Origin of the sequence: Pseudomonas sp. PDNC002, assembly GCF_016919445.1 — a bacterium.
GTDB lineage: Bacteria > Pseudomonadota > Gammaproteobacteria > Pseudomonadales > Pseudomonadaceae > Pseudomonas.
Genome location: NZ_CP070356.1, coordinates 4274212 through 4291177, shown reverse-complemented (window position 1 = coordinate 4291177; position 16966 = coordinate 4274212). Strand labels below are relative to the sequence as shown.

8 protein-coding genes are annotated in these 16966 nt (G+C 58.3%); all 8 read right to left on the bottom strand.

Translation table 11 applies throughout. From position 1 onward, the window contains the following. Positions 1-10: 10 nt before the first annotated feature. A complete protein-coding gene (locus JVX91_RS19465; protein ID WP_205335809.1) occupies positions 11-6880 on the bottom strand; it encodes a YadA-like family protein in 6870 nt (2289 codons plus the stop codon). Positions 6881-6952: 72 nt separating this feature from the next. Further along, positions 6953-7831, bottom strand: coding sequence for a hypothetical protein (locus JVX91_RS19460; RefSeq protein ID WP_205335808.1), 879 nt, complete (start codon positions 7829-7831; stop codon positions 6953-6955). A gap of 348 nt (positions 7832-8179) precedes the next feature. Beyond that, positions 8180-8590: a response regulator gene (locus JVX91_RS19455; protein ID WP_205335807.1), complete on the bottom strand. Its 411-nt coding sequence runs from the start codon at positions 8588-8590 to the stop codon at positions 8180-8182. 134 nt (positions 8591-8724) lie between these two features. After that, entirely contained in the window at positions 8725-10518 is a 1794-nt protein-coding gene (locus JVX91_RS19450; protein ID WP_205335806.1) for an ATP-binding protein, read from the bottom strand. A 134-nt stretch (positions 10519-10652) separates the two neighbouring features. Further along, complete coding sequence (locus JVX91_RS19445; RefSeq protein ID WP_240201625.1) at positions 10653-14180, bottom strand: transporter substrate-binding domain-containing protein; 3528 nt, start codon at positions 14178-14180, stop codon at positions 10653-10655. A gap of 97 nt (positions 14181-14277) precedes the next feature. Next, positions 14278-14907, bottom strand: a complete 630-nt coding sequence (locus JVX91_RS19440) for a response regulator transcription factor (RefSeq protein ID WP_205335804.1) — start codon at positions 14905-14907, stop codon at positions 14278-14280. Positions 14908-15601: 694 nt separating this feature from the next. Then, positions 15602-15889 carry a helix-turn-helix transcriptional regulator gene (locus tag JVX91_RS19435; RefSeq protein ID WP_205335803.1) on the bottom strand — a complete coding sequence of 96 codons (288 nt, stop codon included), beginning with the start codon at positions 15887-15889 and terminating at the stop codon, positions 15602-15604. 132 nt (positions 15890-16021) lie between these two features. Continuing rightward, positions 16022-16891: a DNA-binding protein gene (locus JVX91_RS19430; RefSeq protein ID WP_205335802.1), complete on the bottom strand. Its 870-nt coding sequence runs from the start codon at positions 16889-16891 to the stop codon at positions 16022-16024. Positions 16892-16966: the final 75 nt, after the last annotated feature.

Genomic DNA, 16966 nt, shown 5'->3' with positions numbered 1-16966 from the left:
CCGAATGGGATTACCACTGATAACCGACGCCGACAGCGACACCGACTTCGCCCTGGGAATCCGCGCTGCCCTGCAGCTTGGTTACCCATTTGCCGTTGTCGGAGATCCGCGATACGCCCACCGCCAGCGACGATTGACCGCGGTAGTTGCCGACCCCCGCCGCCGCCATGCTGGCGCCCGGACTGTAGGGTTGCGGCAGACTGGCCATGGCCATGGCACCGGCGATGCCCGCACTGAGATGATCGTCCATCTCGTTGAGGTCATGGCGCAGGCCGTTAACCTGGGCATCGGTGTAGGCGTTGGCATTGTTGGTGATGTCCGCCACGCTCTTGTTCAGCTGGCCGAGGTTCACCGCATCGGTTTCGACGGTACCGGCCGCGACGTTGGTGATCTGCCGCTCAGCACCTGCACTGCCCACCGAGACGCTGTTTTCTCGATCAGCCACCGAATTGGCGCCAATTGCCACCGAGTTGCGGCTTCTGGCCTTGGCGTTGGAGCCGATGGCAGTGCTGTTGTCAGCGACCGCTTCGGCACCGGCGCCGCCGGCGGTGGAGTTTGCGCCGGTGACCTTGGGCTTGGGCAGACGGTTGGTGTTGTTCACCTGGAACATGCCATCCGTGCCGTTCTGGATGTTGGTGACATCGCCCTCGACCTTGCTCACGCGCTTATCGACGTTGACCACGGTGTCGTTGATGGTCTTCACCGAGTTGTCGGTGTAGGCCTTCGACTCCGCGACGGCGCCGTCGAGCTGACGAAGGTTCACGGCGTCGGTGGCTTCCTTGCCGTCAGCGACATTACTGATGGTGCGGGTCTCGCCAGTTACCGCGTTGCCTACCGACACAGTGCCGACGCTGGCATTTGCCGCGTTGGAATACTTGCCGGTGTAGGTCTCGGCACCACGCCCGTTGTCGCTGGCACCCTGCCCCAGGGCCATGCTGCCATCGGCCGAAGCTTTGGCACCGTCCCCCACGGCCATGGAGCCTTTACCGCTGGCCTGCGCGTTCGGGCCGATCGCCACCGAATCCACACCACTGGCTACCGAGTCGGCTTTGGTGGAATTGGCGTGGAAGTACTTGATGCCGCCGCCGTTGTTGATGTTGCTGATGCTGCCTTCGATATTGGTCACGCGACCGTCGATGTTGGTGACACGCTCATTGGTCTCGTTGAGTTGGGACATGTTCACCGCATCGCTGTCATCCACGCCGCGAGCGACGTTGGTGATCTTGGTGCCGCCCACTTTGGTCACGCTGTTATAGGTAGGACCTCCCAGGGTGATGCTGTTGTGGGTGCTGTTGTCGTACATCACTGCATCTGCGACGGAGCCACTGGTGATGGCTTTCAGCTGGGCGACGTTGACTGCATCGGTATCGTCCGCACCCGCCGACAGACCGGTGATGCGGCGGTCGCCGATGTTCACCTCGCCAGTGGCGGTACCGCCCACCAGGTAGGCCTGATTGCCCAGGGTGCTGCCATCCGCGATGGAGCCGGCGCCCAGGGCGACGCTGCCGTCATGGCTGGATACCGCCCCCATGCCGATAGCCACCGAGTCCACGCCCGAGGCGACCGAATCGGTGCCGGTGGAGTTGGCATGGAAGTACTTGGTGCCGGTCTCGTAGACGTTGGTCACACGGCCGTCGAGGTTGGTCACATCGCCCTGCAGGGTAGTGATGTCGCCTTCGACGTTGGTCACACGGCCATCGAGGTTGGTGATGCTGGTGGTATTGGCGTCCACTTGCTGGTTGGTCGCATACAGTTGCGAGCCATTGACCGCATCGACGGAGGTCGCGTTGACTGCACCGGCTGCCACGTTGGTCAGCACCTGCGCGCTGCCCGGGTTGCTGGCATCACCGCCGGCGGCGATCAGCGACAGCTGATCCGAACCCGTGCGCTGTACCGGGCCGATGGTGCCGTTGTCGATATTGGTGGTGAGGTTATTGATGTTGGTGTTGAGGTTGGTGACGCTGGTGTTGGTCTCGTTCAACTGAGACATGTTCACCGCATCGCTGTCGTTCACGCCGTTGGCCACATTGGTGATGGTGGTGCCGCCGGTGTGCGTGCTGTTGTCGTAAGTATCACCACCCAGGGTGATGCTGTTGTGGGTACTGTTGTCGTACATCACCGCATCAGCCACCGAGGCAGAAGTAACAGCCTTCAATTGAGCGACGTTGACCGCATCAGTGTCGCCCGCACCGGCCGACAAGCCGGTGATGCGGCGGTCGCCGATGTTTACCTCGCCGGTGGCGGTACCGCCCACCAGGTAGGCTTGATTGCCCAGGGTGTTGCCATCCGCGACGGAACCGGCGCCCAGGGCGATGCTGCCGTCATGGCTGGCGACCGCCCCCATGCCGATGGCCACTGAGTCCACGCCCGAGGCAACCGAGTCGGTGCCGGTGGAGTTGGCGTGGAAGTACTTGGTCCCGGTCTCGTAGACGTTGGTCACGCGGCCGTCTAGGTTGCTCACATCGCCCTGCAGGGTGGTGACGTCGCCTTCAACGTTGGTCACGCGACCATCGAGGTTGGTGATGTTGGTGGTGTTGGCGTCCACTTGCTGGTTGGTCGCATACAGTTGCGAGCCATTGATCGCGTCAGAGGAGCTGGTGCTGATTTCACCCGCGGCGACATTGGTGATCTTCTGCGGATTAGCCGTGCCGTGGCTGGCATCGTACGCACCCAACGCACCATTCCACTGCAGCGCATCCTGCTGCAGGGCGGTGATGTTGGTGGTGTTCTGAGTAACACGACCATCGATGTTGGTGATGGCATCTCCGACATTGTTCACGGTGGTGCCATCGACGTTATAGGTCGGAGCGGAGATCGAGCCGTCCGGATTGACCGCCGAACCGCCACCCATCGCATTGGCGGTGGAACTGGCCAGGCCATACAGCTGCGAGCCGTTGATCGCATCGACGGAGCTCGCGCTAACCGCACCGGCCGCCACGTTGGTCAGCAACTGCGCAGCCCCCGGCGCGTAGGAGTCGCCACCAGCCGCAATTAGCGACAGCTGATCTGTACCAGTGCGCTGCACCGGACCGATCGTGCCGTTGTCGATATTGGTAGTAAGGTTGGTGACATTGGTGTTGGTCTCGTGCAACTGCGAACCATTGATCGCGTCAGAGGAGCTGGCGCTGATATCGCCTGCAGCTACATTGGTGACCTTCTGGTTAGCCGCATCTACACCGGTGATGGTGACGCTCGGGCCGCCGTTGATGGTCAGACCGTTGGAATCGACCTTGGTATTGCCGGTGGTCATCGATTCGAAGATGGGGTTATCGGCCATCAGCAATTGCAGGTTGCCGCTGGCGTCCACCTCGGTCTTCAGGTTGTTGCCTGAATAGGTGCCCGCCGTGGTGGATGCCCCCTGAATGATGAAGGTATCACCCAGCTTCTTTTCCACCGAGCCGCTGTTGCCAGCGAAAGTGATTGGTGTATGGGCCAGGTCGTTCAACTGCGAAACGTTCACCGCATCGCTGTCAGCTACACCGTTCGCCACGTTGGTAACAGTGGTGCCACCGGTATGCGTGCTGCTGTCGTAGGTGGCGCCACCCAGGGTTACGCTGTTGTAGTTGACGCTGCCATCAGGGTTGACGTCGTACTTCACAGCATTGCTGGTCGCCCCTTTCAGCTGGGCCAGGTTGACCGCATCGGTGTCCACTGTACCGGCAGCCACACTCGTGATCTGGCGGGTATTGCCTTTTGCCGCATCACCGACGCTGACAGCACCCAGCGTGCTCTTCCAGGTTGCGCTGGTGTTGGTGGAGGCCAGTTTTGTCGAAGGGTCATACCCCGCGACCCCGGCAGCGGTGTTGGCAACCGAGCCCGAACCAAGGGCGATACTGCCACTGACCGAAGACGTTGCACCGCTCCCCAGGGAGACGGCGTTGATGGCTCCGGTCGTGGCTGCAGCGCCGATTGCGATGGCACTGGTCGCGCCAGTCTGCGCTTGTGCGCCATTACCAATGGCAAGGGAGTTGGTTGCCAGGGTGGCGGCCTGATAGCCGATCGCTGCCGAGTTATCGCTGGCGGCATTCGACCCATTGCCAATCGCAACACCGCTCCCCTTGGAGGCAGTGGCATTCGCGCCCAGAGCGGTGCTAAATGAACCACTGGCAGCGGCATTGTGGCCGAAGGCCGAAGCCGCGCTTCCACTTGCCACAGCATTGGCACCCGCTGCCACCGTGTTGTTGCTCGTTGCGGCGGCAGATGTCCCAATGGCCAGCGCATGGTCGTTGGTAGCGCTCGCACTCAGGCCAATGGCGATCATATCGGTATACGCCGAATTGGCGTTTGCCGCCGTCGCGCTATGGCCTATGGCGATGGTGTCGGCATTGGAGGCTTTCGCGGCCTCCCCCACGGCAATGCCGCTGCGAGCACTGGCAGCCGCACCAACGCCTGCAGCAAGCGCATTGATACCGCTCGCGCCATCGTTGTTGTAGTTGCCGCCCTGCACGCCGTTGTCGTTTACGCTGTAGTAGTGCGTCTGCGTGGCCTTAAGCTGAGCCACGTTCACTGCATCGCTATCGGCCGTACCCGCGGCCACGCCGTTGATCTGACGGAACTGCTTGTTTGCCACATCGCCAACTGACACCGCGGCAAGCGTGCTCGTGGTTGCGGCGATGGCATTCACTTGTGCTTGCGGTACTCCTACTGGAGCGTATCCCGCTAACCCTTTATCCACACTGGCCACAGAATTGGAGCCCAGTGCTACGCTATCTTTGACGGTGCTGTTTGCCTGGAAGCCGAGCGCAAGCGACTGATCCGCGGCAGACTTGGCCCCCGAGCCAACTGCAGCAGAATTGACGCCTGCCGCAGCAGAACTACGTCCGATGGAAGTAGACGAGTTACCCGAGGCATTGCTACTGCGGCCAATGGCGGTGGCGTAGTCTGCGGCGTTGGCGTTGTTACCCACTGCAGTGGCTCCGCCAGCGATTGCCTTGGCCGAAAAGCCCACAGCGGTTGAATAACCCCCAGTTGCCCCGGAGTACGCCCCCAGTGCCGTAGCCCCCTGACCTACGGCCCCAGTCTCATAGCCGTATGCAGCGGACCCCGTGCCAGCTGCGTGTGCCCTATCCCCAATCGCCGTGGCACCTGTACCTATATCGCCCGCCGTCCCTGCGTCGGCTTCTGCGCGAGTCAAGTAGCCAATGGCAACACCGTAGCTGCTACTGGCCGTTGCCTGCTGACCGAGCGCCATAGCGCCTCCAGCGGTAGCAGCGGCAGTCTGCCCCATGGCCATTGCGTTAGCCTGAGTGGCCTGTGTGCTGGCTCCCAATGCGATGGACATATCGCCGGATGCCGAAGTACCGCCAGTACCGATGGCAGTCGCCCCCTTAGCAGTAGCCGAGACATTCGAGCCGATAGCGATCATCCCGGTTATCAGCGGGTCGTAGGTAGCGCTACCAGCAGTCGCGTTGCTGCCCAGTGCCACGGTGCGATCGCTGCTGGCCTTGGCATTCACACCGGCGGCCAATGCGTTGACACCGGTCGCACCGTCATTGTTGTAGTTGGCACCTGCGGCACCACCGTCGTTGACACTGTAGTAATGCGAGATTGGCAGTGCCTTCAACTGGGCCACGTTGACTGCGTCCGAATCCGCGGTACCGGCGGCAACCCCGGTGATTTGGCGGAATTGCTTCGTGGTGGCATTGGGATCGCCCACGCTTACCGCGCCGAGCGTACTCTTGGTGGCCTGGATTGCCGTCTGCTGCGCAGTGGTGGCGCCTGCCGGAACAAATCCAGCGACGCCTGCGGCAGTATTCGAGACCGAAGAGCTGCCCAGTGCGAGGCCGGAAGAAACGCTGACGGACGAACCATAGCCCACGGCTGTACCCAGGTCGCCCGAGACATTGGTATTCGTTCCGATACCAATCTGGCCACTCCCGCTGACAGGCGAGTACTTCAGCGCGTTGGTGCCGATAGCAATGCTGTTGCTCATGCCCGCTGTGGCCGCAAGCCCCATCGCGATACTGTTGGCGCCACTTGCGCTGGACTGGTCCCCAGCGGCCAGTGATTCGACCCCCGTTGCCATGGCGGTGCCGCCTAGGGCGGTGGCATGGGCCTGGTTGGCGAGGGCACCCGCCCCGAGCGCAACGCCGTAGCTCGCGCTGGCGGTAGCGCCTCCGATGGCGGTCGACAAACCACCTGTTGCGCTGGATGCAACGCCAAGTGCGGTGTCCTGGTTATTGCTGGCCTTTGCGTTGTAACCAAAGGCAGATGATCCGGCGCCTCTGGCCAAGGCACCGTCCCCGACCGCAGTCGTACCTGTCCCAGTCGAGGCAGCTGCCCCATAGCCAATGGCTACGCCGAACTGGCTTTGCGTAACCGTGGCGTTCGAGCCGATGGCGACGGCACCATTACTGGCTGCATCGATCGAGCTCTGATAGCCGAGCAGCATTGATGATTGGCCCTGGTTGGTTGAGTCGGATCCGATGGAGACAGACCTGTCCGCTCCCGCGGTAACTCCGCTCCCCAGGGCCACGCTGTATTGGCCGTTTGCATTCGCAGCATCACCAACAGCGGTGGCGTGAGCGGCGTTCGCGGTGGAGTAGGCTCCGACAGCCGTCGTGCGGTCACCACTGGCCGTTGTGCCAAGACCAATTGCAGTTGCGCCTCCGTTGGTCGAAGTAGCGCTAGCGCTGGAGCCAAATGCAGTGTTGTTGGCCTGGCCGCCGTCAACGGCTGCAGTACCCGGATTAAGAATGGAGCTTGGATTCACGGTATAGGCTTCCGCCTCACCACCCGCCATCGCTAGCACCACCGCCGCTAGGGCACTCGCCGCACGGCCTGCACGGCTACCACCCTTGCGGTGCGCCTTGGCAAATTCGCTGGCGGCCACCCAAGTATTGAGCGTGGCGTTCCAAATCAGTCGATATACCTTATTCATGGCGATATAACTCCTTCCAACCCAGAGAGTCGGAATGCAGTAAGAAAAGAGAGGAAAAGGGGTTAAATGGCGTTAGCGGGATGGGCGGGGCCGCTTGGCGATCGCCTTCTCAAGGAGCGGCCGCTCGATCGAAGCAGTGGGCTGCGACAGCTCCCTCTTGTAGAGGCGCAGCGCGGCGGGATGATCCCGGCGCACGTATTGCAGATAACCGCCCGCGAAGAACGCCGCCTCGGTGCGCGCATCACGCCGTTGCAGCGGGTCGACAAGGCCCATGCCGTCGATGGCGGAGAACACGGCGTCGACGCTGCCCTTGCCGGCGTAGAGCTTGGCGAGCGCGCGTTGTTGCGGGGTGGCGGCCTTGACCTCGGCTGCGGCGTTCGCAAGCGTTGCGCGCAGGGCAGCAGAATTGCCTTTGTATGTCCGCGCGGTCAGCCACAGCTGCCAGAGTTGGGAGTAACCGGCTTCGTAGACATCCTGGCTGGTCGCCAGTGTCGCGAAGGCTTTGCGGGCTTGATCAAATCGGTCGACGGCTACGAGATTCACCGCGGAGGGCACTGCGGCAGCCTTCGAAAGAGGCCCAGCTTGCAGGCGGTCATACCCTTTGCGGGCTTGGTTATGCCGACCGGCCGCATCATCCAGCAGGGCTTGTTCGAAGATAACGGAGGAATCATTACGATCGACTGCCGTTGCCTGCTGCAGCTTGGTCCTGGCCGCGTCCTCCTCGCCACTGACGAACAACCGATGAGACTCTTGCGCCAAGCTAGCGGCGGGCGTCGCCGCGAATGCAACGCCACCCAGCGGCAGACACGCCGTCAGCAAAACACAAGTGGCCTGGCGCAGCAGAGAGCGGACAGACGTCGAGGAGAAATTACTGCGGATCGGCTTAGAAGATCCTTGCCAAAACTTCGAGCCAGCCTCCCTAGGCTCGACGACAGATTGGTTAAATTTCATGACCGCGTACACAATGTGTTGAACATGTGCACAGGTTATGTAAGGGATTTCCTAGTCGATATCGGAAACAGAGTAGCGACGTGTAGGAATCTTCTTGCCGTTATTCTTTCCTATGGCGGCTCTGGATAATTTTTATGCCACCTTTCCTAGCACGGAGTCCATCACTAAACATGAGCTCACGGGTTACGCCCTCCTAAATTTCGCAGCGAAACTTGATAATGCAGGAAAAAGGTGCAAGCCCGGGAGTCCTGCCTGCGCCCGCTCGAAGAAACGCGGAAGCGAGTTTTACCTGTCTGAACGCATGGAAATCAGACACCGAACGTCAGAGAGGAGCACACAGCGAGCTCATTAATGCAAGGTGCCTGGGGCAAGCAGAAGTCCATCCAGCGCTTTGCGTAGTCGCGTAATGGAAAGCGGCTTTGCGATAACATCAAGCAATCCGACATGTTTTTCCCACGCCCACTCGAAAAGGCGATAGCGCTCATAATCAACGACGTTACTAACTAACACTACGTTTTCGAAAGCCCTTGCCCTACTCATCGCCTCGAGTTTTAGGAGATAGTCAATATCGGGAGTGAGGTCATCAAGAAGAAACAAATCAAATGATGACCGTTGTTGCGAACAGGCCCGCTGAGCTTCGGAAAATTCCGAACACAGCGTCATCCTAAAAAATCCCAAGTAATTTAATATTGCGCTGTAGATGAGTAAACGACCTGGATGTGTACATAGCACCAGAATCCTTGCAGAAAAGCCGAACATGACTGTCACCTGAGAGTGGCGTGGACCTTTCTCTACTCTAAGAAGGCAATAGCTCAAGCCATAGCGGAATGGTCTGACTTAAAAGTAGGAAACTGCCGACAGCCGCCGCGAGTTTCAGAGGATGCAGTTTCGAGCTACTTCACTGCTGGCAAAATCAGTTTTGCACAGACACACGTACCCTCTCCCGGATTACTGAGCAATTCAATCTGGCCATTCATTCGCTCTACTAGGCGCTTGCAGAGGGCCAAACCAATTCCACTGCCACCGCGCCGAATACGCAGGTCGTCCAGCCGCTGACTGAATGCTTCGAACATGCGTCCCTGGTCCTCTTCTGGAATGCCAATGCCGGTATCACGCACTATCAACTCAACCTTTACCAGCCCTTGGCCAAGTCCGATGCAGTGGAGTTCTACCGTAACTCCACCCCGGTCTGTGAACCTCAGTGCATTGCTCAGCAGGGCCTGGGTAATACGTGTAAACGCATGGGGGTCGAGCCAGGCGCTAGTCTGAAAGCTACCGACCGTGTCGAGTTGCAGACTCAGCCCTCGCGCCTGAGCGGATGGCTGGAATTCATTCACGAGTCTCTGGGTTAACACCTTGACGTCCAGTAGCTCCGGCGTAAGAGCGTGCTTGCCCGCTTCCAGGCGCAGATAACTCCGAAAATCTTCGAGCAGATTCTGCATTCCCTGCGTCGCGGACTGTGCGATGGCAATAGCCTCGGCTTTCTTCGCCAGCTCCAGCGGACCGCTAGCGAGATCGAGCATGGCGGCAATATTGTTAAGCGGAGCAGTCATCTCATCGGTCACCCACTCCATGAAACGCTCCTTAGCCTGGATTGCCACCTCCAGACGTGTGCTGCTGTCCCTCAGGTCGAGCAGCACGCCATCCCGGTCAGTGACATCCACGTTGCCGCAGATCAGGCCAAGCAGGTTGCCCGCGCTGTCCCTGTACGGCTTGCCCCAGTGTCGAAGCACCCTATCTTCACCCCGGATCTTCAGCACGACGTCCACAGAGTAAGGCTGCCCCTTGAGCATCTCGGCTACCAGCCGGTCATGTATATAGCGGGCATGTTCCTCCGGCCACTCCGGGGTTTCATACATACGCCGACCGACGACCTCTTCGAGCTTGAGCGAATGCTGCTGTAGATAACTGCTGTTGCAGGTAATCATGCGTCCCTCGAGATCGCGCACGCTCAGTGCGTGTGGAAGCGCATCGATGATTTCGTGCATCAGGTCCAGCTCCCGCTGGTGCGCCTCGTCCAGCAACGGCGATCGCGGGGAATCGTCGCTGAATGCAGTAGTTTCCACTAGGCCATAGCGTCTTGCGATATCAAACAGTTCCAGCATCGAGCCCGCCCGCAGCTTGTGCATCACCCGAGTCTTGTAGGTGCTGATAGTCTTCTCACTCAGCAGCAGGCGCTCGCCAATAACGTTATTGGTCATCCCCTTTGCGAGCATCTGCAGCACCGTCAACTCGCGGGCAGACAGAGCTTTCAAAGGGTTGTCGTCGACCTTGTCGGCCTGCACATGAGGCACCGCGAGGACGGTATCGCGCGGAAAGTAAGTGTGCCCGTTCAGCAGTGCCTTGACCGCCATGCCAACCTGTTTCAAGTCAGTCTGCTTGCTGATGAAGCCGAAGGCTCCGGCTTCGTGACTGCGAGCGGAAAAATACTCGCTACTTTGCCCGGTAACTACCAAGACCCGCACTTCCGAGGCTTGTCTGGCCAGACGTTGAATGAGTTCCAGACCACCCAGTCCGGGAATCGATAGCTCAAGCAGGAGCAAATTCGGCCGAAGCCGTCGGGCGATTTCCAATGCCTCGGTGCCGTTGCTCGCTTCGGCGACGATAATGTGCCCTTCCGATTCCAGTAGCAGACGCAGTGCATGTCTGGCAATCGGATGCTCGTCTACGATCATGATCGTGCTCATCGGCTTCTCTCCAGCCAAATCCATGACCGTAAGACTAGAATATTGACTTGGAATTCTCGCTAGTCCGTTCTCGCATCGGATTGCGGCCTATTTGAAATTTCCAATCGCAGGATCAACTATTGGTTCGGATGACCTTATTCAATGGCATTCCAAAGTTGCACCTGCAGGGCTTCCATCGCGTCATGAACTCGTTGCATCGACTCTTGGGCACCATGAATCGCGGTCCCGCTCTTGCACGCGATTTCCAGAGCCTTGCAAGAATCCTCGAGTTCTTTCGCACCAACCAGACAGGCCGCGCCGCGAATGCGGTGCGAGACTTCAGCCAGCTCAGAGAAGTTCCCTCCCTTCAGCAATGAGTCGAGAAGTGCAAGATCTCGGCTGTTTGCGGTGTGCAGGCGTTTCAGAAGATCGTGCACCAGCGCCGGGTCGTCGCCCGCCATGGCACGGAACGCATCCATGTCGAAGGTACTTGTCTCCGACTTGGTAACCGAAACCACATTCAGTTGCTCAAGGCGCAGGCGCAGCGCCTCCAGACCAATCGGCTTAAATAGACAGTCGTCCATTCCCGCTTCGCGGCAGCGCTGCACCTCATCGGCCTGGGCATTGGCAGTGAGGCCGAGGATGGTGCACGGGGCCATTTTCCGTTCCTTCTCGATTACCCGAATCCTGCCAGCCAGTTCGTGCCCCTTCATGTCCGGCATGTAGCAATCCGTGATGACCACATCAAAACCGCCAGCACACCAGAGTCCCAGCGCATCCCTGCCATTCTCCGCCACGGCCACCTCATGACCTAGGTGTTCGAGCTGGCGGGAGAGCAGTTGTCGATTCGCATCATGATCATCCACTACCAGTATTTTCAATGAATCCTGCACGTGATTTGCGTGATCAATCGGTACGGGGCCCAACTCCATCGGTTCGAGCAGGCTGAGCACCAGTTGTACCCGCACTTTCGTGCCCTGCCCAAGCTGGCTTTCTATACGCAGGGAGCCACCCATCATCTCAACCAGCTTGCGGCAAATGGTCAATCCCAGGCCCGTCCCTCCTCGCGGGGCTTGGCCAGCTTCCTGCGCCGCCTGCACGAATGGTTCACATGCCTGTATCCGGTCCGCATCCGACATGCCTATCCCTGTGTCGTCGACACAGATTCGTGTCATCACTCGCACACCAGCCAGTCGCTCACCCTGGACCAGAACCCGCACACAGCCTTTGTCGGTAAACTTGATTGCATTACTGATGAGGTTGGAGAGGATCTGCTTGAACCGAAGCGGATCGATCAGCAGATCGCCGATACCATCCAACTCAATATCAAGTTTGAGCTGCAATCCCTTTTGCCGAGCCAGTCCGTCGAACACCCTGGCGACCGATTCCACCAACTCACGAAGATTGGCGCGATCCGGTGCCAGCGATAGGCGGCCGGCTTCGATTTTCGCCAGATCAAGGATGTCGCCGATCAGGAGCAGGAGGGTTTTGGCCGAGTCGTACGCAACGTGAATGGGGTTGCTATCTTGGCAACTACCACAGGTGTTACCAACCAGCGCCAACTCCAGCATTCCGATGATGGCATTCATTGGCGTCCGAATTTCGTGACTCATAGTTGCAAGGAAAGTGCTCTTGGCTCGGTTTGCCTCCTCGGCCTGCTCCTTCGCCAGCTGCAATTCATGGTGCAGGCGCTCACGCTCGGTGACGTCGATCCAACCACAGATCAGCCCACGCACCTCGCCTCTGCTGTTTCGGTACGGAGTGGCCCAGAGATACACCTCGCGTTTATCGCCGTGGACCATCCAGATCCGATCAGCAGCCATGCCCTGCCCCAGACCCATGAGTTCCAGATACTCCTGATGTAACTTCTCCGCATCCGGAGGCGATAGCCAGTTGTTGTCGACGACTCGCGTCCCTTTAGCCTCGGCAATGGACATGCCTGTATGTTCCAGGTAATTGCGATTGCAGGTGAGGAGCCGGCCAGACCTGTCTCGCACGGAAATCGGATTGGGCATCCCATCGATCATCGCGCGCTTGAACTCCAGGCGATCAATGAGGCCTCGCTCGGAGACGGCCCTGCTACGCACCTTGGCTATCAGCCGCCAGTTCCATGTCAGCACCAGGAGAAGAATGAATACACCTCCCCAGAACATTCGCAGGAGCTGCTGACGATATCCATCCCAGACACTATCAGGGGATTCGATACTGGCGGACCAACGGGTAACTATGTTGGCTACGTCTTCTGGCGAAATGGTCTGCAATGCCTTGTCCAGGATGCTCAACAACTCCGGGTCGGCGCGCGATACGGCGAAGCCAAACTGACCGGGATCATGGTCGAGCGTAGTGACGACTCGCAGTTGCGGGTAATACCGGGAAATCATGAAGGTGGCGGAAAGCAGCGGACGAAGGCTGGCATCTAGCTCGTCCCGTACGATCATGCCAAGATCGTCACCGCCATCGTCCAGTTCGACAATCCTGACTTCGGGATAACGCACCCTGACGTAGTCCACCAGCATGCTGCCGCGCCTGATCCCCAGGCGCTTGCCTTTCATGTCATCCAGGTCCCGCGGCGCAGTGCTCTGCTTGCCGGTCACCATGGCGAAAGGACTGACCAGGTATGGCCGAGAAAAATACAACCATTGCTCGCGCTCGGGAGTCGGGGTCAACGCGGCAATAGCATTAGCTTCGCCAGCCTTCATCTGCTTGATCATGGCCGATAGCGAAGGGGCCCGGCGCACGTCGAATTCCAAGCCGGTTCGGGCCTCGATGAGATCAAGCAAGTCGGCAGAAATGCCACGGAAATTCCCCGACGAATCGAAGAAAGTCAACGGAGCAAGGGTCTCGTCCACCACTACACGTGGCGTCGGATTGCGTTCCAGCCAGGATTGCTCCTGCCGTGTAAGTTGCAGACCGCGATTAGTGAGCGAATTGGCACCACCGGAGCTCCAGCGCTGCCTGATTCCAGAGTGAACATCGTCGGGTATCACCCGGATTACCCGGTTGACTATGTCCAGGAGCGTCGGATTATCAGCCGCCACGGCAAAGCTAAATCCGCCGGCAGGAACATCGGCGAACTGCAGAATCTTCAGGTTGTAGAGGTACTCCTGACTGATGACGTATTGTGAGGTGAAGGCATCGCCTATAAAAAAATCGGCCTGCCCCAGATGCACCGCCTCAACCGCACGCCGCACAGATTCGAAGTAGGTGATGTACGCATCAGGATATTGCTGTTGGATGACGTCGTGCGCCATGTAGTCATCGACCATCGCGACGCGCATACCAGCAAGGCGGTGATCCGTGTCCAGTTGCGTTGCTTCCGGTCCGACAATTGCCGGCTGGTTCGGGAAATAAGCCTTGGAAAGCACGATCCCGCTACGATTACTCTCATAACCGGTCGACCGGCTGAGCAGGTCGATCTCCTTCGCAGCCAGTGCTCCCAGGGCAAGCTCACGATTGGGATAGCTGCGAACTACAACACGCACGTTCAAGGCATTGGCCAAGAGCCCCAGATAATCAGCGGTGGCACCCTCCAACTCCGTACCGCCGGCGGTAATGTCTATGGGCGGATAGTCAGGGGATGTAACCCCAACCACCAGCACACGCTTGTTGCGCAGCCAATGCCAATCGCCATTCTGTAATTTCACACTTAGCGATGTTTCCCCACTCCTTGGCAATGGGTTCATATGGATCACAGTTTCCTGCTCTGCACTTACCGCCGCAGCAAACAGGGCTAGGCATCCAAATAGCCAGGCTCGCACGCACCAACTTATCATTCCGGCCTCAGATCAGGAAATTACGCTTTGCGAACATTTGCAGTTGCACAAGTGACTCTGCGCGAAGTTTTTTCTGGATCCGGCATTTGTAGGTGCTGATAGTCTTGTTGCTGAGCAACATCTGCTCGGCAATTTCCGTCGGAGAATATCCAGCAACGAGGTATTGTAGAACCATCAACTCCTGATCAGTAAGACTCTCCAGCGCCTTGCCGTCCGGTGTCCGACTAAGGGAAGTTTCTTCTTCAATTGAATCAGCATGAACGGGGAAATAGCTGTATCCCTCGAGTACGGACTTCACGCCATGTAGCAAATCCTGCAGACCACTCTTCTTGCAGATGAACGATGAAGCCCCGGCGCTCATGCAGCGCGTTGTCATAACGGCCGTTGGTAAGCTGCTCAACACCAACACTTTGGTATTAAGACCGGAGCCTGTTATGCGCCGGATTACCTCCAACCCCCCCAGCTTGGGAATCCGGATGTCCAAGACGACGAGGTCAGGTTTCAACTCCTTGAGTTTGGCAAGCGCCTCGATACCGTTGTCCGCCGTCCCTACGACCCTATGCCCTTCCCTTTCCAGGAGGGAACGAACCGCCAACTGGATCATGGGATGATCGTCGACAACAAGAACACTACTCACTTTGACTCTCCAAGGATGGAGTTACACGCATGCGAGCAAGATATATCTTAAGATTTTTTTGTCGACACCCAAGACAACTACCTACCTCACCATAAGCAGTTTCCTACAAAACAGATTGAAAATTCCTACAAATGGTGATCGGCGTCACCCATGGGGCGGGAACGCAGATTATGAAGGTAAAAAACAATGTGAGGAATCAGGAGGCAGCCCAATAACTTGCACATTCGAAAAATCAAAACCGAGAGAAAGTATATCGTTAGTTAGAATCAAGCAAACTACCAGCACCTTCCCCAAGATAATTAAAATCGATAAAACCGATAACCTTTCAGAAAAGCGATAAAGATAGTTAAATTTATATTTATCTGAGCTTGAATTTAGCGGGAACTTACTGACCAAGGCTCTGTGATTCGTCCGTCTGCAGGAGCGGCGTAGAAACGGTCCCTGTAGAGCACAATTCGCGCTAGGTGACCAAAGCTGATCTATTGCTCTCAGTTTTCTGCTTTGGGTCGGTGGCTGCCCATCAGAAACTCAAAGATGAGCGTCTTGGAAATCTCCCTCACCACACGGTGTTATCAGCATCCCTATCCCGACCATAACTCGTTCGCCCAACCCGCCATCGCGTATGCGATGCGCGTCGCCTAGAGAGAAGCAAAGACGTCCGCTATGGGTCGGTAGCTGCCGCTAGTCAGACCTCTCAGCCATCAAGAGCCAGTTCGCTAAGCTCTGCAGCGACTCGATCTAAAATCTTTCTACTGTCCAACGAAGGTTCTTTTTGCAGATAGGCTGCGATGAGCAGTGTTGCGGGATGGACACCCAAAACGCCGGCTAATTGCTCTAGCTTCTCTATCGTAAGCGCCTTATGACCACGCTCCAACGTGCTGAGATACGTACGGCTACTAACTGTCGAAAAGTCCTCCTGGGTGAGATCCCGTTTCCTTCGGATGTCTTTTAGAGCCCGTCCAAAAGCAGTCGTCAGTTCCATTTTGCAATTTCCGCAAAAGGAACGATGAGGCCTTCATGAACCCTAAAGAACTACAATCTATAGGATTCTTTTGGATTTCCATGCGATCGCGCACAAGAAAGGAAGCGGGACCACGGTGCCACACAATTCGCCTTATGACTCTACAACGGCGTCGACTTGTGGCCGCTTTCGCGGCGAGGTGCGAGCTCGCTTAGTGCGCGCCGGCTTCAATTGCTGTGCCAGCGTCGTTGCACGCGCCGACTCCGCGGCGGCCACTTGTTGCGCCTGGCTGAGCTGCTCCAGGGCGCGATCTAATCGCTGACGCAATTGCTCCAATTGCTTGTTGGTAGCCTTCAGTTGCACGGTAGTTGCCTTGCCCTCCTCCCGCGCGCGATCCACTTCCTGATGAGAGCGGTCTTCAACGCCACGAACATAGACGGCAGTCGCCTCACGCTCCTTGCTTAGTTGCTGTTGCGCAGCCAGCAGCGACTGACGCAGTTCGTTGGTTTCCTGTCGTGCGACCCGACACTCTTCCGTCAGCACCACACAGCGCTCCTGCAGCTCACTCAACTGCGCGTGCTGTTGCTCCAACAGCCTCTCTAGATCGGCCAGACGCGTCTCCGCTGTGCGCTGCGCAGACTGTGCCGTCGCTACGCGCTGTCGCGCCTGTGCTTCGGCCTGGCGGCTCTCGTTCTCCACTGCGGCAGCGCGCAGCCGTTCGGTTTCCAGTAGCGCGCGCCGCTCCGCGAACGCCTGCTCTGCCACACCATCGGCGAGCAACACCGCCTGCTGCCAGACCGCAACGAAGGCTTGCGAGACATCCGCTGGCAACGCTGGCAGGCGGGTTTCGCCGCGCAAGCGCTGAGCCAGCAGCGCCCACCACTGATCGAGCAGCGCCCCCACCCGCGCCGGACTGCCGCGCCCCAGTTCCAAGCGCACGCGCTCCACGGTCGGGCGCTCACCGCGTTCGAGCACCGCATCTGCCGCAGCAAAAACTGCCTCTTCCGCTACGCCTACCGCCATGTCTCGTCTCCGGCTATATTAGGTCTGATAAACAGATGTTATCCGATCTAACTCAATAGAAATCTATTTTTTAAT